Consider the following 17,830-nt stretch of genomic DNA (forward strand, 5'->3'; position numbering starts at 1 on the left):
AACGGGGGACGCCGCCCGCCGCGCGAGGGGGGGAGCGACAGGGTGTCAGGCTTACGTGCCCAGCGACTGGCCGCGCGCCGCGCCGCCCGCAGACGTGCCGTGGGCCGTGGTGCCATGGTCGCGCTGGCCTGTGCGGTCGTCGCCGTCGGCACCGCGACCGGGACGCTCTCCGCGCTCGACGACCGTGCCGCCTCGGATGCGGCGCGACCGGCGCTGACCGACGGCTCGCCGAGCCCGGACCGGGTGCGGGTCCCGCCGTCGGCCCCGGGTTCGCCTTCCGCCGCCCCCACCGCCTCCGCGTCCGTCTCCACCAAGGCGAGCGCCTCCCCGTCGTCCCCGAGCAAGAAGGCGAGCCCCACCCAGCCCAGGGCCACCGCCGCGCATCGCCTCTACCGCCACCCCGCCTCCCAGGTGCTCGACTGGGTGCAGGAGAACCCGGGTGACTGGCGTGCCGACGTCATCCGGTCCCGTATCGCCGACCGGCCGGCCGCGGTCTGGTTCGCCGACTACGCCCCGGCGACCATCACCTCCAGGGTCCGCGCGGTCACCTCCGGCGGCGCCGCGCAGGGCCGGGTCCCGGTGCTCGTGGCGTACGCGGTCCCCGACCGTGACTGCGGCGGCGCGTCCCAGGGCGGGGCGCCGGATCTCGGCGCGTACGACGCCTGGATCGACCGGTTCGCCGCGGGGCTCGGCTCCCGCGAGGTGGTCGTCGTCCTGGAGCCCGACTCGATCGCCCAGTCGGACTGCCTCTCGGACGCCGCGCGGGCCGGCCGCTTCGCCTCCCTGGCCCGCGCGGGCCGGGTCCTGAAGGCCGCGAACCCGAAGGCCCGCGTCTACTACGACGCCGGTCACTCCGGCTGGAACCCGGCCGCGCGACAGGCGTCCCTGCTGAGGCAGGCGGGCGCCGCCTCGGCCGCCTCCTCCGACGGGATCTTCAGCAACGTCTCCAACTTCCACACCACGTCCGCCGAGATCGCCTACGACCGCCGGGTCCTCGCCGCCCTGGGCGGACCGCCGGGCCTCGGGGCCGTCATCGACACCAGCCGCAACGGCAACGGCGCCCCGCCGGAGGGCGAGTGGTGCGACCCGGCCGGCCGGAAGATCGGGCAGGCCCCGACCCTGAACACCGGCGAACCCGGGATCGACGCCTACCTGTGGGTGAAACTCCCGGGGGAGTCGGACGGCTGCAAGGGCACACCGGGCACGTTCAGCGCGTCGTACGCCTATGACCTGGCCTCGTCCTGAGGCCGAGCGGTCTCAGTGCCGCGGGTCGGGAACCGTCGCCGCCGGGGCGCCGACCTTCGGCCGGTCCCGGTCGCCGGCCCGCAGGACCCCCGCGAAGGCCACGAGTCCGCAGGCCAGGACCGTCACCAGGATGAACGACACCATCAGGCTGGTGGCCTGGGCCAGCGTGCCGATCGCGCTCGGGGCGATCAGCCCCGAGGTGTAGGTGATCGTCGCGACACCGGCGATCGCCAGACTGGGGTTGGACCCGCTGCGGCCCGCGGCGGCGAAGCACAGCGGCACGACCACCGCGATGCCGAGCCCCATCAGCGCGAACCCGCCCATCGCCACGGCCGGCTGCTCCGCGACGACGATGAGCAGCCCGCCGAGCACCGCGAGGACACCGCTCGCCCGGACCGTCCGCACCGATCCGAACCGGTCCACGAGCCGGTCCCCGGCGATCCGCGCCAGCGCCATCGTGAGCGTGAAACCGGTCGTACAGGCGGCGGCGAGCCCCGCCGAGGTCTCCAGCTGGTCGCGCAGGTACACCGCCGACCAGTCCAGGCTCGCGCCCTCCGCGAACACCGCGCAGAACCCGACCGCGCCGATGAGCAGCGCCGACTTCGGCGGCAGCGCGAACCGGGGCGGCGGCTCCTCGTCCTCGGTGGGCTGGAGGTCCAGCACCCAGCGGCAGGCGAGCAGACCGAGCAGGGTGAGGGCGGCCGACGCGAGCGCGTGGTGCAGCCGGGCGTCCGAGCCCAGGTGTGCGGCGAGGGTGCCGGCCGCCGAGCCGATCAGGGCGCCCGCGCTCCACATGCCGTGCAGCCCGGACATGATCGAGCGGCCGAGGCGGTTCTCGACCTCGACGCCGAGCGCGTTCATCGCCACGTCCGCCATGCCGGCCGTGGCGCCGTAGACGAACAGGGCCACGCAGAGCGTCAGGAGGTTCGGGGCGAGCGAGGGCAGGACCAGGGCCAGCGTCCACAGGGAGATCAGGCCGCGCAGGGCGTTCCGGGCGCCGAAGCGGTGACTGACCCGACCGGCCAGCGGCATCGCCACGGAGGCGCCGAGCGCCGGGAAGGCGAGCGCCAGGCCCAGCTGACCGGCGCTCACCGAGGAGTGCTCCTGGATCCACGGCACCCGCGTCGCGAACGAGCCGGTCACGGCCCCGTGCACGGCGAACACGGCGGCCACCGCGTACCGGGCCCGCCGTACCTCTGCTGATGTGTGGACCACATCGCTCATTGTCGGGCCCCTCCCCGGAACCTTGTCTTTCCCCTGCTTGCCGCTTCCGGCCGCCGTAAACTATCAGGAACCCTGCCTGATAGATAGCGCATATCCGGCTCTGTGGATCTGAGAGGATTCCCGGCATGCCCGCATCCCCGAGCACCGCCCGGGCCATCAACGACCGGCTCGCCCTGCGGCTGCTCCAGCAGGAAGGCCCGCTGACGGCAGGCCAGTTGAAGCAGCTCACCGGACTGTCCCGGCCGACCGTCGCCGACCTCGTCGAGCGCCTCGCCGCCGCCGGGCTGATCGACGTGGTGGGGGAGTCGGGGGAGCAGCGCCGCGGCCCCAACGCCAAGCTGTACGGCATCGTCGCCGACCAGGCCCATCTGGCGGCCCTCGACGTCCGTACCGAGGGCGTCTCCGTCGTCGTCTCCGACCTGCTGGGCCGGGTGCTGGCCGAGGCGTCGGTGCCGATCGGCGGGGACACGGGGACGGGCCCCGCGGTCGAGCAGGCCGTCGCGCTGGTCGAGCGGGCGGCGAAGGAGGCGGGGGTGACCGAACTCCACACCGTCGGCATCGGCGCCCCCGGTCTCATCGATCCGGCCAGCGGCGAACTCCGTGACACCACCGGCCTGCCCGAATGGCACCGCCGACTGGTTCTGGCGCTGCACGAACGGCTGCCCGGGACCCGCATCCACGTGGAGAACGAGACCAACCTCGCGGCGCTGGCGGAACAGCGCGACGGGATCGCCCGGGACCGGGACACCTTCGTGCTGCTGTGGCTGGGCCACGGCACCGGCGCGGCGGTGGTCCTGGACGGCACCCTGCGGCGGGGCGCCTCGGGCGGGACGGGCGAGATCGGGTTCCTGCCGGTGCCGGGGACGGCGGGACTGCCGTCTGCGGTGGACTGCGAGGGGGGTTTCCATTCGCTGGCGGGGTCGGCGGGGGTCGTGCGGCTGGCGGGGGAGTACGGTCTCGCGGTGCCGGGGGAGTGCGGTCTTGCGGTGCCGGGGGAGGGGGCCGCGGGGGTGGTGCCGGGGGACCGTGCGGCGGGGGTGGTGCGGGGGGAAGGTGTCGCGGGGGCGGTGCCGGGGGACCGTGCCGTGAGCGTGGTGCGGGGGGACGGTCCCGCGGGGGTGGTGCCGGGAGATCGTGCCGCGGGGGTGGTGCGGGGGGAAGGCGCCGCGGGTGTGGTGCGGGAGGCGGTGGCGCATGGTGAGTCCCGCTTCCTGGACGCTCTCGCCGACCGGGTCGCCGTGGGCGTCGCGTCGGTCGTCGCCGTCCTGGACCCGGGGTGCGTGGTGCTGGCCGGCGAGGTGGGCCAGGCGGGCGGGGCCGACCTCGCCGCGCGAGTGGAGCGACGGGTCCGCCGCATGTCACCGCTGCCCACGGAGGTGCGGGCGAGCGCGCTGGGCGGCGAGGCGGTGCTGAGGGGCGCGCTGCTCACGGCGAGGGACAGGGCGCAGGACGAACTGTTCGCGCCGCGCTAGCGCGGGCTGGGTCCACCGGGGGTGGCCGCGCAAGTCGGGGGCCCGAGTGCACGGCGTACACCGTGTCCGCGATGGTCGCGCGGGTCGCCTGCCTTCGTGGCTGGCCCGTCGGTTGCGGTCGGGTCCATTGAGGTGCTCGCTTGCGCGACCGGCCCTACCGGGTGTGGCCGCACTCATCGCTCCCGCCGTGTCGATGGCGATGCTGGCGCTGGAGCGGCTGACACCGGCCTGGGGCACCTCCCACGCCCTTGAGGCAGTGGGGGAGAGGGCGGTTCGCGGCGGCGCCCGAGCGGTAGGAGGAGCTGGTGGCGTCCTTCGTCACCGCGGCCCGCGAAGGCCACCTCGCCGGACTGGAGAAGCTGCTGGCGGCGGACGCGACCTGGTGTCCCGCTGCTCCGCGGACTCGGCGATCGCGGGTCGTCATGCCGATCACCCTGCCGGAGGCCGCTCATACCGGCGAAGGAGACCCGGCGGCGGGCAAGGGCCGTCGTCACCGCCGCCGGGCCCGTCTCTACGGGTGTCCAGCCACGGCGACCCTAAAAAGGACTAGACCATTAGGTCAAGAGGTTTCCGGCCACGGGTTGTGAGCCACTGCACACGCTTCGCCCGTATGGACGCCGATCAGGCGTGGCAGACTGGTTGCGTACCAGAAGCAGCGCACTCCGGGGTCGGTGAAAGTCCGAACCGGCGGTTACAGTCCGCGACCCGACCGCTTCCAGCGGCCGGTTGACCAGGTGAAATTCCTGGACCGACGGTTAAAGTCCGGATGGGAGGCAGTGCGCGGCGGGCGGGCATACCTGTATGCGCGCCGCCGTATCAGGGTTCACCCTCGCGGGTGAGGCCTCGTCCGGCGTCGCCCCCGGTGTCCCTGCTCGTTCATTCTGTCGTCATCGACAGCCCCGGAGTCCGTGCCCGAATGAGGCAGGGAGGACCCGGGAAGTGTTCACCGGAATCGTCGAAGAGCTGGGCGAGATCACCGCCGTCGAGAACCTCGGCGATGCGTGTCGCTTCCGACTGCGCGGCCCCGTCGTGACCGAGGGCGCGAAACACGGGGACTCCATCGCCGTCAACGGCGTCTGCCTCACCGTCGTCGACCACGAGGGCGACGAGTTCACCGCCGACGTCATGGCCGAGACCCTCGACCGTTCCAGCCTCGGCGCCCTGGGCGTCGGCTCCCGCGTCAACCTGGAGCGCCCCACCGCCGTAGGCGCGCGCCTCGGCGGGCACATCGTGCAGGGTCACGTGGACGGCACCGGCGAGGTCCTGGAGCGCAAGCCCTCCGAGAACTGGGAGATCATCAAGATCTCGCTGCCCGCGGACCTCTCCCGCTATGTCGTGGAGAAGGGCTCCATCACGGTCGACGGCATCAGCCTCACCGTCGTGGAGGCCGGCCCCGACTACTTCACCGTCAGCCTGATCCCCACCACCCTCGCCCTGACCACGCTCGGCCTCAAGCAGCCCGGCGCCCCGGTCAACCTCGAGGTCGACGTCGTCGCCAAGTACGTCGAGCGCCTGCTCGCGAGCAGTCAGGGGGCCGGGAAGTGAACTCCCTCAACACCGAGGCCTTCACCCTGTTCGGTCAGCACATCCTCTGGTCGGACATGATCGGCAACATCCTCGGCCTCATAGCCCTCGCCCTCGGCTGGCGCCGCAACCTGTGGAGCTGGCCGGTGCAGTTCGCCTCCGGCCTCATCCTCTTCGGAGCCTTCTACGGGCACCTCACCGGCAGCGCCGGCAAGCAGGCCGTCGTCATGGTCGTCGCGCTGTACGGCTGGTGGCAGTGGAACCGCAACAAGGGGCAGTCCGGCGACGGTCACATCGCGCCGCGGTTCGCCACCTGGGCCGAGCGCGCTTCGATGATCGGCGCCGCCGCCGTCGGCACCGTCGCCGTCGCCCTGCTCTTCAAGGCCTACCCGAGCCTGTCCTGGGACCCCTGGCCGGACGCGTACATCTTCGTCGGCACCGTCGTCGCCATGTACGCCCAGGCCCGCGGCATGGTCGAGTTCTGGTTCGCCTGGCTCCTGGTCGACCTGGTCGGCGTCCCTCTGAACTTCGCCAACGGCTACGCCTTCTCAGGCTTCGTCTACGTCATCTACGGCGCGCTCGTCCTGTGGGGCATGCGCGACTGGTGGCTGCGCTCCCGTGGGAACGCGCGGCCCGCTCTGGAAGGAGCCCCGGCATGAGCGCGGCACCGATTCTGTACAGCACCGACGGGTTCGAGGACTTCGCGCTGGACCCGGTCGAGCAGGCCATCGCCGACATCGCGGCCGGCCGCCCCATCGTGGTCGTCGACGACGAGGACCGCGAGAACGAGGGCGATCTGGTCGTCGCCGCCGAGAAGATCACCCCCGAGATCGTCGCCTTCATGATGAGCGAGTGCCGCGGCCTGATCTGCGCCCCCATGGAGGGCGACGAACTGGACCGGCTGAAGCTGCCTCAGATGGTCGACGACAACACCGAGTCGATGAAGACCGCGTTCACCGTCTCCGTGGACGCCTCCGGCGCGCACGGTGTGACCACCGGGATCTCGGCCGCCGACCGCGCGACCACGCTCCGGCTGCTCGCGAGCGGCGACGCCGACCACACCGACTTCGTCCGTCCCGGCCACATCTTCCCGCTGCGCGCCAAGGACGGAGGCGTCCTCACCCGCAACGGCCACACCGAGGCCGCCGTCGACCTCGCCCGGCTCGCGGGACTGCGCCCGGCCGGCGCGATCGTCGAGATCGCGGGCGAGGACGGCCGGATGCTCCGCCTCCCCGAGCTGATCCCCTTCGCCCGCAAGCACGGCCTGACGATCATCTCCATCGAGGACCTGATCGCCTACCGCCGCACCAGCGAGCCCACGGTCCGCCGCGAGGCCGAGACCCGGCTGCCCACCGCCCACGGCATGTTCACGGCGTACGGCTACCGCTCCACCGTCGACGGCGTCGAGCACGTCGCCCTCGTCCACGGCGAGATCGGCGATGGCGAGGACGTTCTGGTCCGCGTCCACTCCGAGTGCCTGACCGGCGACATCTTCGGTTCCCTGCGCTGCGACTGCGGCCCCCAGCTCGACGCCTCCCTGGAGCGCATCCAGGAAGAGGGCAGGGGAGTGGTGGTCTACCTGCGCGGCCACGAGGGGCGCGGCATCGGCCTGCTGTCCAAGCTGCGGGCGTACGAACTCCAGGAACAGGGCCACGACACCCTCGACGCCAACCTGGAGCTCGGCCTGCCCGCCGACGCCCGGGACTACGGCGCGGGCGCGCAGATCCTGGAGGACCTCGGGGTGCGCAGCCTGCGCCTGATGACCAACAATCCCGACAAGTCCGACGCCCTCCTGCGCCACGGCCTCAAGGTCACAGGGCGGGAGCCGATGCCCGTACAGGCGGGCGAGCACAACCTCCGCTACCTGCGCACCAAGCGGGACCGGATGGGCCACGACCTGCCCTGGCTGGACACCGCCCCGGTGTCCACCTGCAGCAACCAGTAAGCACTTCTAGGAGAGTCTGAGAACGTGAGCGGCAAGGGTGCACCGGAGCTGTCCGTACGCAACGTGGGCGACCTCAGGGTCGCCGTCATCGCGGCGCAGTGGCACGAGAAGGTGATGGACGGACTGGTCGACGGCGCCCTGCGGGCCTTGCACGACCTGGGCATCGACGAGCCCACCCTGCTCCGGGTCCCCGGCAGCTGGGAACTCCCGGTCGTCGCCAAGGTCCTCGCGGGCCGCGGCTACGACGCGATCGTCGCCCTCGGTGTCGTCATCCGCGGCGGCACCCCGCACTTCGAGTACGTGTGCCAGGGCGTCACCCAGGGCCTCACTCAGGTCTCGGTGGAGACCGGGGTCCCCGTCGGCATGGGCGTGCTGACCTGCGACACCGAGGAGCAGGCCCTGGACCGGGCCGGTATCGAGGGCTCCAACGAGGACAAGGGGCACGAGGCGGTGACCGCCGCGGTGGCCACGGCGGCCACCCTCCGCTCAGTATCTGAACCGTGGCACTAGGTGGTGCGGGCTTACGCGTAAAGTGGGCGCCACCATGTCCAACAAGACGTTCGAGGAGCTCTTCACCGAGCTCCAGCAGAAGGCCGCCACCGGCGACCCCGCCACTTCCCGCACCGCAGAACTGGTCGGCAAGGGCGTCCATGCGATCGGCAAGAAGGTCGTCGAAGAGGCCGCCGAGGTGTGGATGGCCGCCGAGTACGAGGGCAAGGAGGCGGCCGCCGAGGAGATCTCGCAGCTGCTCTACCACGTCCAGGTGATGATGGTCGCGCGCGGGATCTCCCTCGACGACGTCTACGCCCACCTGTAAGCCAGTCGCCGAAACCACCCCTGAAAGCAAAGGAAGCCGACCTCATGCTGCGCATCGCCGTCCCCAACAAGGGTTCCCTGTCAGGCCCCGCGGGGGAGATGCTGCATGAGGCCGGCTACCAGCAGCGCCGCGAGTCCAAGGAACTGCGGATCGTCGACCCGGTCAACGACGTGGAGTTCTTCTACCTCCGCCCCCGGGACATCGCGATCTACGTCTCCTCCGGCCGGCTCGACATCGGCATCACCGGCCGGGACCTGCTGATCGACTCCGGCGCGGACGCCGAGGAGATCCTCCCGCTCGGCTTCGCCCGCTCCACCTTCCGCTTCGCCTCCAAGCCCGGCACCGCGAACGGCGTCGAGGACCTCAAGGGCAAGACGGTCGCCACCTCCTACGAGGGGATCGTCGCCGGGCACCTCGCCGACAACGGCGTCGACGCCGCCGTCGTCCACCTCGACGGCGCCGTCGAGACCGCCATCGAGCTCGGCGTCGCCGAGGTCATCGCGGACGTCGTCGAGACCGGCACCAGCCTGCGCAACGCGGGCCTGGAGGTCTTCGGCGAGCCCATCATGAAGTCCGAGGCGATCGTCATCCGCCGTACCGGTGCCGATGGTGAGGAACCCAAGGTCCAGCAGTTCCTGCGCCGCCTCCAGGGCGTCCTGGTGGCGCGGACCTACGTGATGATGGACTACGACTGCCGCGTCGAGCAGCTCGAGAAGGCCGTCGCGCTCACCCCGGGCCTCGAGTCCCCGACCGTCTCCCCGCTGCACAACGAGGGCTGGGTCGCCGTCCGCGCGATGGTCCCGGCCAAGGAGGCGCAGCGGATCATGGACGACCTGTACGACATCGGCGCGCGGGCCATCCTGACGACGGCCATCCACGCCTGCCGTCTCTGAGGGGCCGTACCGCCATGTCCTCCGAACCGCCCGCCCTCCCCGTCACGTTCCGGCCGGGCCGCACCCGTGTGGTCCTGCTCACCGCCGGAGTCGCGATCTTCGTGGTGATCACGGTGATCGCGCTGCTCCTGGAGCAGCTCGGCCCCGGCGAGCGCCTGAGCTTCATCGTCACCGCGGCCCTGCTCGCCGGAGTGCTGTTCCTGCTGGCCAGGGTGAAGGTCGTCGCCGACGAGTCCGGCGTCACCGTCCAGAACATCGCCAGCAGGCGGCGTCTTGAGTGGGCCGAGATCATCCAGGTGAACCTCCGCCCGGGCGACCCGTGGGTGTTCCTCAACCTCAGCGACGGCACCAGCCTGCCCGCGCTCGGCATCCAGCCGGGCATCGCGAAAGAGCAGGCCATCGCCGACGCGAAGGCCCTCAGGGCACTCGCCGAGGCCCGGTCCACAGCCCGTTCCGACGAAGATCAGGGCTGACTCAGGGGCTTCCACCCTGCCGCAGTCGGCCCTGTCTTGATTAATCTGTTGGCGGAGGCGTTCTCATTGCGCCTCCGCCTCTCGTTGTTCCTGCTACCCGAGGAGTGACTCCCTCCAGCGATGGACGGATCGTCCTGTAGTACCTGCGCCGCCCCCTCCCGGCATACCGAGGCGGCGGCATGACCATCCCCCTGCTGCTCCTCGGAGCGGCGTTCCTGCTGATTCTCGCCAACGGCTTCTTCGTGGCGGCCGAGTTCGGCCTCGTCACCGTGGAGGCCACCGACGCCGAGAAGGCCGCCGCGGAAGGCGACCGGCGGGCCCGCCGGGTCGCCGAGTCGCTCAAGGAGCTGTCCTTCCAGCTCTCCGGCACCCAGCTCGGCATCACCATCACCTCCCTGGTCGTCGGCATGCTCGCCGAACCGGCCCTCGCGGAACTGCTGCACGGCCCGTTCACGGCCGTCGGCATCCCCGAGGGAGCGGTCTCCGGCGTGGCCGTCGTCGTCGGCATGCTGCTGGCCTCGGCCGTGCAGATGGTGATCGGCGAGCTCGTGCCCAAGAACTGGGCGGTGTCCAAGCCGATGCAGGTCGCCCGCTTCGTCGCGGGACCCCAGCACGCCTTCGCCCGCCTCTTCCGGCCCGTGATCGCCGCCCTGAACGCGGTCGCCAACCGCCTCGTCCGCGCGCTCGGCATCGAGCCCGCCGACGAACTGGCCTCCGCCCGCACCCCCGGCGAACTGGTCTCCCTGGCCCGCCACTCCGCGCAGGCCGGCACCCTGGAACAGGACACCGCGGACCTCTTCGTGCGCACCCTGTCGCTGGGCGAGCTCACCGCGCAGCACGTCATGACCCCACGGGTGAAGGTCAGCTCGCTCCAGGCCTCCGCGACCGCCGAGGACGTCGTCAACCTCACCCGCGCCACCGGGCTGTCCCGCTTCCCGGTCTACCGCGAGAAGATCGACGAGATCGTCGGCATGGCCCACCTCAAGGACGCCCTCGCGGTCCCCGCACAGGACCGGCTGCGCACCCCCGTGGGCCGGATCGCCCGCCCGGCGCTGCTGGTCCCGGAGACCCTCCCGGTCCAGCCCCTGCTGGCCCAGCTGCGCAGCGAGCAGCCCATCGCCGTCGTCGTCGACGAGTACGGCGGCACCGCCGGCGTGGTCACCCTGGAGGACATCGTCGAGGAGATCGTCGGCGAGGTCCGCGACGAGCACGACGGCCAGGACGTCCCCGAACTCGCCGCCGCCCCGCCGGAGGACGGCCGCCTCGCCTGGGACGCCGACGGCAGCTGCCGGGTCGACATCCTCCAGCGCATAGGCCTCGACGTGCCCGAGGGGCCGTACGAGACCGTCGCCGGGCTGGTCGCCGACCTGCTCGGCCGTATCCCCGCCGTCGGCGACCGGGCCGAGCTGCCCGGCTGGCGGCTCACCGTGCGCCAGGTCGGGCACTACCGCGCCGAGCGGGTCCGCCTGGTCCGCACGGTCCCCGCGGTCAACGTCATGGAGGCCGCCCGATGAGCGTGCTCCAACTCCTCTTCGCAGCCCTGCTCGTGCTCGCCAACGGCTTCTTCGTCGGCGCCGAGTTCGCGCTGGTCTCCGTGCGCCGCAGCCAGATCGAACCGCTCGGCACCGCACGGGCCCGCCAGGTGCTGTACGGCCTCGAGCGGCTCCCGCAGATGATGGCGGCGGCCCAGTTCGGTATCACGGTGTGCTCGCTGACGCTCGGCGCGGTCGCCGAACCGACGGTCGCGCACCTGCTGGAGCCGGTGTTCGAGTGGATCCACCTGCCACACGGCATGATCCACCCGCTCGGCTACGTCATCGCCCTGGCCGCGGTCGTCTTCTTCCACCTCGTCATCGGCGAGATGGTCCCGAAGAACCTCGCGATGGCGGCCCCGGAGAAGGTCGCGCTGTGGCTCAGCCCGGGCCTGGTGGCCTTCGCGCGACTGTGCCGCCCCATCACCATCGCCCTCGGCGCCTGCGCCGCCGCCATCCTGCGGCTCTTCCGCGTCGAGCCGAAGGACGAGGTCGAGGCGGTCTTCACCAGCGAGCAGCTCAACCGTCTGGTGGAGGACTCCGGTCAGGCGGGCCTGCTGGACCCGGAGGAACAGGAGCGCCTGGAGGACGCGCTGGAACTGGGCTCCCGCCCGGTCACCGACGTCCTCCTCAAGCGCGAGTCCCTGGTGACCGTCCGCCCCTCGGTGACCCCGGGCCAGATCATCGAGCTCACCGGCCGCACCGGGTACTCCCGCTTCCCGATCGCCGCGGAGAACGGCGCGTTCATGGGCTACCTGCACGTGAAGGACGTACTCGATCTGGAGGAGTCCCAGCGGGCGGTACCCCAGCAGATCTGGCGCCCGATGACGAAACTCCGCTCCGACCTGCCCCTGGACGACGCGCTCACGGTGATGCGGCGAGCGGCGACACACCTGGCGCAGGTGGCGGACGGGTCCGGGAAGGTGCTGGGCCTGGTGGCCCTGGAGGACGTGCTGGAGCTGCTGGTGGGCGAGGTACGGGACCCGGCGCACCGGGAGCTGCCGGAGGTCCGGGTCACGGAACCTCGGAGCAGTGAGGAAGCACTGGCGTCATAGCGGAGGGGGCTGGACCCACCCAGGGGCGCGGGGAACTGCGCGACCAGCCCCCACTCAGCCGCACCGGAACGCACTGCCGCGGTTTCTGTCCCTCACGTCGCCGACGGATCCTGCGGCCCCCGCCCCGACAGAACCTCCCCGTACGCCTGCATCAGATCCGCCAGCCGAAGTGTCGACAAGTCGTCCCGGCTCAGCACCCCCGGATACGTCGACAACCGAAGATCCCGGTACGCGCAGCTCTTCTCGTACAGCGTCCGCAGGAACCGCCCGTTCCCCAGCTCGTCGATCCACCCCTGGTCCACCACGTGCCCGGCGATGGAGCGCAGTTCGTCCAGTGCCTCCTCGTCCCAGACGTCGCCGTTCTCGGCGGCCAGCACCTCGCCGATGGAGGTGAGTTCGAGGGGTCGGTAGGAGGGGAAGTCGACCCGGGTCGTGAAGCGCGAGGACAGGCCGGGGTTCGCGGCCAGCAGGCGGTCCATGCCCTCCGGGTAGCCAGCCAGGATCACGACCAGGTGATCCCGGTTGTCCTCGGCCCGCTTCAGCAGCACCTGGAGCGCCTCGTCGCCGTACGCGTCGCCCTTCCCGTAACCGGAGTTGGAGAGCGAGTAGGCCTCGTCGACGAACAGGACCCCGCCCAGCGCCGAGTCGATCAGTTCGTTCGCCTTGACCGCCGTCTGGCCGAGGTACTCCCCGACCAGGTCAGCCCGCTGTGCCTCCACGAGGTGGTCGCCGCCGAGCAGCCCGAGGGCGTAGAAGACCCGGCCGAGGATGCGGGCCACGGTGGTCTTGCCGGTGCCGGAGGGGCCGGAGAAGACGAAGTGACGTTTGGGCGGCTGGACCGGCAGCCCCTGCCCGGCCCGAAGACGGGCCATGTTCAACTGGGCCGACAGCGCCTTGACTTGGCGCTTCACCGGTTCGAGGCCCACCATGCGCTCGAGTTCGGCGAGCGCCTCCTCCAGTAAGACGGGGTCGGTGGGGCCGGCCGGCAGTGCCCCCGTCGAGCTGCCGGACCGTTCCCGTCCGGCCGGGTCCGTCATGGACGGCAGCGACCCGGTCGGCGGCGGCTCCGGCTCGGAGAGCTTCAACTCCCGCCCCTCGACGCCGAACAGCGGGTCGACCCCGTCGGGGCCCTCCAGCACGTCCTGCCCGAACCCGGTGAGCGTGATCGCCGCGAGGTCGGCCGGGTCGTCGTACCCGTCGCCCTCGGCGATCGCGGCGAGCCGGGCCGATGTGTCCATGAAGGCGGGGTCGACGCGGTGCACCGCCCGGTACAGGGGGAGCGCGGCGGCGGAACGGCCCGTGCCCTCGTGGGCGCGGGCCAACCAGTACCGCAGTTCCTTGCGCTGCGGCTGCTCGCTGCGACAGCGCATCAGGGCCGCCGAGAGCAGCGGTTCGGCCTGGCCGAACATCTCCAGGCGGACCCGGGCCATGCCCCCGAACAGACCGGCCTCGATGCCGAGCATGGCGTCGTCGATCAGCGGGTCGGTGTGCCGGACCAGCTGTTCCCAGTCCTTGACGAGGTAGGCGCGGCAGGCGTGCAGGAAGCGGACCTGGTGGTCGGTGTCCACCGGGGGCAGGCCCGCGAGGGCCCGGTCCAGCTCCGGGACGTGCCGGCCGTCCAGCCAGTGCGAGGCGTGCGCGAGCAGCAGGTCACGCGGGCTCTCCAGGACCGGCTGCACCCACCAGCCCAGCCAGTACCAGGAGTTGAGGGTACGGCGATGGCGGGCGCGTTGCTCGCCGAAGCGCTCGCGGTGCCGGAACATCCGGAGCAGCGCGGTCGTCGTGTCGACGCGCAGCGCGTGCAGTCCGAGCCAGCCGTCGGCCATCCCGGGATCGATCCGCACCGCGGCCCGGAACTCCTCCTCCGCCTGGGGGTAGGCGCCCATCGTGTAGGCGTCCACACCTCGCAGCCAGGCGAGGTCGGCCGGGGCCTCGGGGCCCTGCGTGCCGAAATCCATCACGTCCCCCACAAACCGTGCCCCCGTGGTTTCACCACCGGGCCGACGCCCGGTGGCCGCCTTCGTCCAACCGCTGTGCCGCGGACCGGAGTTGCAACGGTGCGCAGAGCGGTTGTCCGTAGGTCGCACCGAGGGCATCGTACCTGCGGTGGTGTCGCCCGCCGTAGGGTGCCGCACAGGCCGTTTGGCGAGGTGGGAGCAGATGGGGCGCACCGCGGACGGTGACCGAGGGTGAGCGAATAGCGCCTCACAGCGTGGATATTTCTGTGTGAGGGCAGAACGAAGCCCCCGATCACGGGGGAACAACCGGGGGCTTCGCGACTGCGGGCGACCTCCAACGGCCGCACATTCAGAACGTAAGACCTGTACGACCCCTCGGTCAAGCGGAGTTGGGCGACTGAGGCAAGTTCTTACCGGAGGGTCTTCACAGGTTCAACACATCGACGTCGGACCGTCACCGTGCGTGATGACATGGTCCGGTCCAGCAGCCACCGCAGGCCCATCAAGCGTCTCGTAGCGCTCCCGACACTGCCGTACCAGCAGATCGGCGAAGGGCCGCGAGGGGTCTTCGGCGAAATGCCGTCGTTCCGCCACGACCCATCCCTCCCAGAACTCCCGCTGCTCCACCCCGTCCCGGGACCGCCCGCGCGCCCAGGACTCCTCGCGGGGCAGGTCCATCCACAGCAGGATCGCGAGGTGCGGCCGCAGTGCGCGCCGGCCCGCGCCCACCCCCTCCAGCAGGATCACGGGCGCCGGCGGCAGGGCGCGGGTCGCTCCGAAGCGCCGGGTGTGCCAGTCGTAGGGGGCGTAGTGGGCGGTCTCGCCGCGTCCGAGCGGGTCGATCACCTCGCGCAGCAGCCGTCCGGTCCACTCGAACAGCTCCTCGTGGCTGGCGATGTCGTCGAGGTGCAGCACCGGAGCGCCGCCGAGGGCGTCGGCCAACTGCCCGGCGAAGGTGGACTTTCCGGAGCCGGCGTGGCCGTCGACGCCGATCAGCCGGACCGGGCCGCAGGACGGGGGCAGTCGGCGGAGCCGGGAGGCGAGGAGGTGGATGGCAATTCCTGGAGATGCTCATACGGACGGGCGGTCGGGCCCGTCCAGTCTAGTGAGGGGCCTGTGATCGCCGCCGGAACGGCAGCTTCCCAGGTCATGCCAGTGGACGAGACCAATATTCGTAGGCGTGGCATGGCCCGAAGTGCTGGCAGGAGCATGCCGCCTCATCCATAGTTGGCGCACAACCGTGCATTGGACCCGCCCGACTCGGACACCTGGGGGATCTCCCACCCATGAGCAGAGCCGAACAGCCGTCCCGCAGAACCGTTCTCGCCGTCGCGGTCGCCGCCGCGGTGGCCGGCACCGCGGGCCCCGCGGCCGCCGTCGGCACCACGGCCGACGCGGACCCCGACGAGGCCGCCCGCCTGGTCGACAACCACGCCTGGATCACGTACGGCGACTGGCGCGCCGGCACCGCGCGGGGCACCCGTGCCGTCGCCGGCAGCCGCCCCGGCCTCGTGATCGGCGCGCCCGCCGGCACCACCGACTACACCGACCCGCACACCGGCACCACCGCCACCTGGGAGTACGCGACCTGGACCTCCCCGGTCCACACGCTCGCCGTGCCCTCGACCGAGGTGATCGCCTCCTGGAACGCCCACACCCCGGCCGGCACCTGGATCCAGATCGAGCTCCAGGGGACGTACTCCGACGGCACGGCCACCCCCTGGTACGTGATGGGCCGCTGGGCCGCCGGGGACGGGGACATCAGGCGGACCTCCGTCGACGACCAGACCGACGGCAAGAGCACCATCTGGACGGACACCTTCGCGATCGACGACCCGGCGACCGGGCTGCGCCTGGCGTCGTACCGCTTGCGGCTGACCCTGTACCGCAGGCCGGGCGCGAAGTACACGCCGACCGTGTGGCGGCTGGGTGGGATGGGCTCGGACGTCCCCGACCGCTTCACCGTCCCGGCCTCCACGCCCGGCCTCGCCCGTGAGCTGATCGTCCCGCGCTACTCGCAGGAGATCCACGTGGGCCAGTACCCGGAGTACGACAACGGCGGCGAGGCCTGGTGCAGTCCCACCAGCTCGCAGATGATCATCGAGTACTGGGGCGGCCGGCTCACCAAGGAGCAACTGGCCTGGGTCGACCCCTCCTACGCCGACCCGCAGGTCTGCCACGCGGCCCGGTACACCTACGACTACCAGTACGCGGGCTGCGGCAACTGGCCGTTCAACGCGGCCTACGCGGCCACCTTCAAGGACCTCCAGGGCGTGGTCACCCGGCTCGGCTCGCTCACCGACCTGGAGACCCTGATCGCGGCCGGCATCCCGGCCATAACGTCCCAGTCGTTCCTCAAGGAGGAGCTCACCGGGGCCGGTTACGGCACCTCGGGCCACCTCATGACGGTGATCGGCTTCACCGCCGAGGGCGATGTGATCGCCAACGACCCGGCCTCGCCCAGCGACGCGGCGGTGCGGCGCGTCTACAAGCGGCGCGAGTGGGAGAACATCTGGCTGCGCACCAAGCGGTACAACGCCAGCGGCAAGGTCGTCTCCGGCACCGGAGGCGTCTGCTACCTGTACTTCCCCGCCTGCCCGACCCCGCGCCAGCGCAAGGCGCTCGAAGCGGTGGGCGTGCGCTGAGGTCCGCCGGGGCCCCGGGCGACCGGGGCCCTGTGACCAAGCTCTCTGCCGCAAAAGCCTCTTTCGGTGGCAAGGTGGACGGATCGGTGGGGGAGTCCACCCAGTCGTCCGAGAGCAGCGAGACACCATGACCGCACAGTCAGCCACCGCCGCCCGCACCCGCACCGGCGGCCCCCGGGACGACGGCCCGAGCGTCGTCGAACACCTCGCGGGCTGGGTCCTCGTCGCCGTGATCGCGATGCTCGTCACGCAACTCGGTCTGCTGTGATCCGGCTCATCCGTCTGCTGTGACCTGACTCAAAGGTGACCTGACATACTGCGCTTGTCCCGCCGCCAGCCCGAGATCAGGGTCGCAATTTGAATATCAGTGATCAGCGTGAAGCCGCCCGGCCGCGGGCCCGCGGCACCGAGCGCTCGGTTGCGCGCCGCGCCGAACTCATCGCCATCGGGCGGAAGTTGTTCGCGGACACCTCCTACGACGCGCTCTCCATGGACGACATCGCCAAGCAGGCGCATGTCGCCAAGGGGCTGATCTACTACTACTTCCAGTCCAAGCGGGGCTACTACCTGGCGATCATCCAGGACTCCGTCGCCGACCTGGTCACCTACGCGGCGAGCGGTCTCGAGATGGAACAGGTGGACCGCGTCCACCGCACCCTGGACAGCTACCTGCGCTACGCCGAACACAACCAGGCCGCCTACCGTACGGTCGTCAGCGGCGGCGTCGGTTTCGACGCCGAGGTGCACGCCATCCGGGACGGGGTGCGCGAGGCGATCGTCGCGACCATCGCCGAAGGGGCGTACGGCCGTAGCGACATCTCCCCGCTGGCGCGCATGGGACTGCTCGCCTGGGTGTGCAGCGTCGAGGGCGCCACCCTGGACTGGATCGACGGTCCGCCCCAGCTCTCCCGCGACACCATGCGCGAGCTGCTGGTGAAGGCGCTCGGTGGCTCGATGCGCGCGATCGCGGAGATGGACCCGAACTACCCCGCACCCCGGCCCGCCCGCCGGGACGGCTGACGGCAAGGGGCGGCTGGCTGGACGCCG

General features: G+C 71.5%; 17 protein-coding genes and 1 riboswitch. Of the genes, 14 read left to right on the forward strand and 3 right to left on the reverse strand.

Annotated features, from left to right (window positions below; translation table 11 throughout):
* Positions 1–114 precede the first annotated feature (114 nt).
* The gene (locus OHN19_RS36170) at positions 115–1,245 is read left to right on the forward strand and encodes a glycoside hydrolase family 6 protein (protein ID WP_330269785.1); all 1,131 of its coding nucleotides are present in this window, start codon (positions 115–117) and stop codon (positions 1,243–1,245) included.
* 12 nt (positions 1,246–1,257) lie between these two features.
* Here the strand turns inward: OHN19_RS36170 and OHN19_RS36175 are convergent, their stop codons facing one another.
* Positions 1,258–2,469, reverse strand: coding sequence for an MFS transporter (locus OHN19_RS36175; protein ID WP_330268224.1), 1,212 nt, complete (start codon positions 2,467–2,469; stop codon positions 1,258–1,260).
* Between the two features lie 125 nt (positions 2,470–2,594).
* On the opposite strand from OHN19_RS36175, the gene OHN19_RS36180 reads away from it, so the two are divergent.
* The 10 genes from OHN19_RS36180 (at position 2,595) to OHN19_RS36225 (ending at position 12,180) form a co-directional block, all read left to right on the forward strand.
* On the forward strand, positions 2,595–3,941 hold the full coding sequence (locus OHN19_RS36180; RefSeq protein ID WP_330268225.1) for an ROK family transcriptional regulator: 1,347 nt from the start codon (positions 2,595–2,597) through the stop codon (positions 3,939–3,941).
* A 653-nt stretch (positions 3,942–4,594) separates the two neighbouring features.
* A riboswitch (FMN riboswitch) is annotated at positions 4,595–4,725 on the forward strand.
* A gap of 155 nt (positions 4,726–4,880) precedes the next feature.
* The gene (locus tag OHN19_RS36185) at positions 4,881–5,486 is read left to right on the forward strand and encodes a riboflavin synthase (RefSeq protein WP_330268226.1); all 606 of its coding nucleotides are present in this window, start codon (positions 4,881–4,883) and stop codon (positions 5,484–5,486) included.
* On the forward strand, positions 5,483–6,124 hold the full coding sequence (locus OHN19_RS36190) for a nicotinamide mononucleotide transporter family protein (protein ID WP_330268227.1): 642 nt from the start codon (positions 5,483–5,485) through the stop codon (positions 6,122–6,124). The genes OHN19_RS36185 and OHN19_RS36190 overlap by 4 nt, the downstream gene beginning before the upstream one ends.
* Positions 6,121–7,410, forward strand: coding sequence for a bifunctional 3,4-dihydroxy-2-butanone-4-phosphate synthase/GTP cyclohydrolase II (locus OHN19_RS36195; RefSeq protein WP_330268228.1), 1,290 nt, complete (start codon positions 6,121–6,123; stop codon positions 7,408–7,410). Before OHN19_RS36190 ends, OHN19_RS36195 begins: the two co-directional genes overlap by 4 nt.
* Positions 7,411–7,434: 24 nt before the next feature.
* Complete coding sequence (ribH, locus tag OHN19_RS36200) at positions 7,435–7,920, forward strand: 6,7-dimethyl-8-ribityllumazine synthase (RefSeq protein WP_020117407.1); 486 nt, start codon at positions 7,435–7,437, stop codon at positions 7,918–7,920.
* Between the two features lie 34 nt (positions 7,921–7,954).
* On the forward strand, positions 7,955–8,227 hold the full coding sequence (locus OHN19_RS36205; RefSeq protein WP_018534786.1) for a phosphoribosyl-ATP diphosphatase: 273 nt from the start codon (positions 7,955–7,957) through the stop codon (positions 8,225–8,227).
* Between the two features lie 44 nt (positions 8,228–8,271).
* Positions 8,272–9,120, forward strand: a complete 849-nt coding sequence (gene hisG, locus OHN19_RS36210) for an ATP phosphoribosyltransferase (RefSeq protein ID WP_330268229.1) — start codon at positions 8,272–8,274, stop codon at positions 9,118–9,120.
* A 14-nt stretch (positions 9,121–9,134) separates the two neighbouring features.
* The gene (locus tag OHN19_RS36215; RefSeq protein WP_330268230.1) at positions 9,135–9,593 is read left to right on the forward strand and encodes a PH domain-containing protein; all 459 of its coding nucleotides are present in this window, start codon (positions 9,135–9,137) and stop codon (positions 9,591–9,593) included.
* A 179-nt stretch (positions 9,594–9,772) separates the two neighbouring features.
* Positions 9,773–11,107, forward strand: a complete 1,335-nt coding sequence (locus OHN19_RS36220; protein WP_330268231.1) for a hemolysin family protein — start codon at positions 9,773–9,775, stop codon at positions 11,105–11,107.
* Positions 11,104–12,180 (forward strand): hemolysin family protein, encoded by a 1,077-nt coding sequence (locus tag OHN19_RS36225; RefSeq protein ID WP_123759464.1) that lies wholly within the window; start codon positions 11,104–11,106, stop codon positions 12,178–12,180. The genes OHN19_RS36220 and OHN19_RS36225 overlap by 4 nt, the downstream gene beginning before the upstream one ends.
* A 92-nt stretch (positions 12,181–12,272) precedes the next feature.
* Here OHN19_RS36225 and OHN19_RS36230 read toward each other — a convergent pair whose 3' ends face one another.
* Together OHN19_RS36230 and OHN19_RS36235 are read right to left on the reverse strand one after the other, a co-directional pair.
* On the reverse strand, positions 12,273–14,138 hold the full coding sequence (locus OHN19_RS36230) for an AAA family ATPase (protein WP_330268232.1): 1,866 nt from the start codon (positions 14,136–14,138) through the stop codon (positions 12,273–12,275).
* Positions 14,139–14,570: 432 nt separating this feature from the next.
* Positions 14,571–15,191 carry a hypothetical protein gene (locus OHN19_RS36235; protein ID WP_330269786.1) on the reverse strand — a complete coding sequence of 207 codons (621 nt, stop codon included), beginning with the start codon at positions 15,189–15,191 and terminating at the stop codon, positions 14,571–14,573.
* Between the two features lie 233 nt (positions 15,192–15,424).
* Here OHN19_RS36235 and OHN19_RS36240 point away from each other — a divergent pair, with 233 nt between their 5' ends.
* The 3 genes from OHN19_RS36240 (at position 15,425) to OHN19_RS36250 (ending at position 17,803) form a co-directional block, all read left to right on the forward strand.
* Positions 15,425–16,783 carry a peptidase C39 family protein gene (locus OHN19_RS36240; RefSeq protein ID WP_330268233.1) on the forward strand — a complete coding sequence of 453 codons (1,359 nt, stop codon included), beginning with the start codon at positions 15,425–15,427 and terminating at the stop codon, positions 16,781–16,783.
* A gap of 127 nt (positions 16,784–16,910) precedes the next feature.
* Complete coding sequence (locus OHN19_RS36245) at positions 16,911–17,051, forward strand: SCO1431 family membrane protein (protein ID WP_107047873.1); 141 nt, start codon at positions 16,911–16,913, stop codon at positions 17,049–17,051.
* An 89-nt stretch (positions 17,052–17,140) separates the two neighbouring features.
* Positions 17,141–17,803, forward strand: coding sequence for a TetR/AcrR family transcriptional regulator (locus tag OHN19_RS36250; RefSeq protein WP_330268234.1), 663 nt, complete (start codon positions 17,141–17,143; stop codon positions 17,801–17,803).
* Positions 17,804–17,830 lie beyond the last annotated feature (27 nt).

This window comes from Streptomyces griseorubiginosus (genome assembly GCF_036345115.1).
GTDB classification, from domain to species: Bacteria; Actinomycetota; Actinomycetes; order Streptomycetales; family Streptomycetaceae; genus Streptomyces; species Streptomyces griseorubiginosus_C.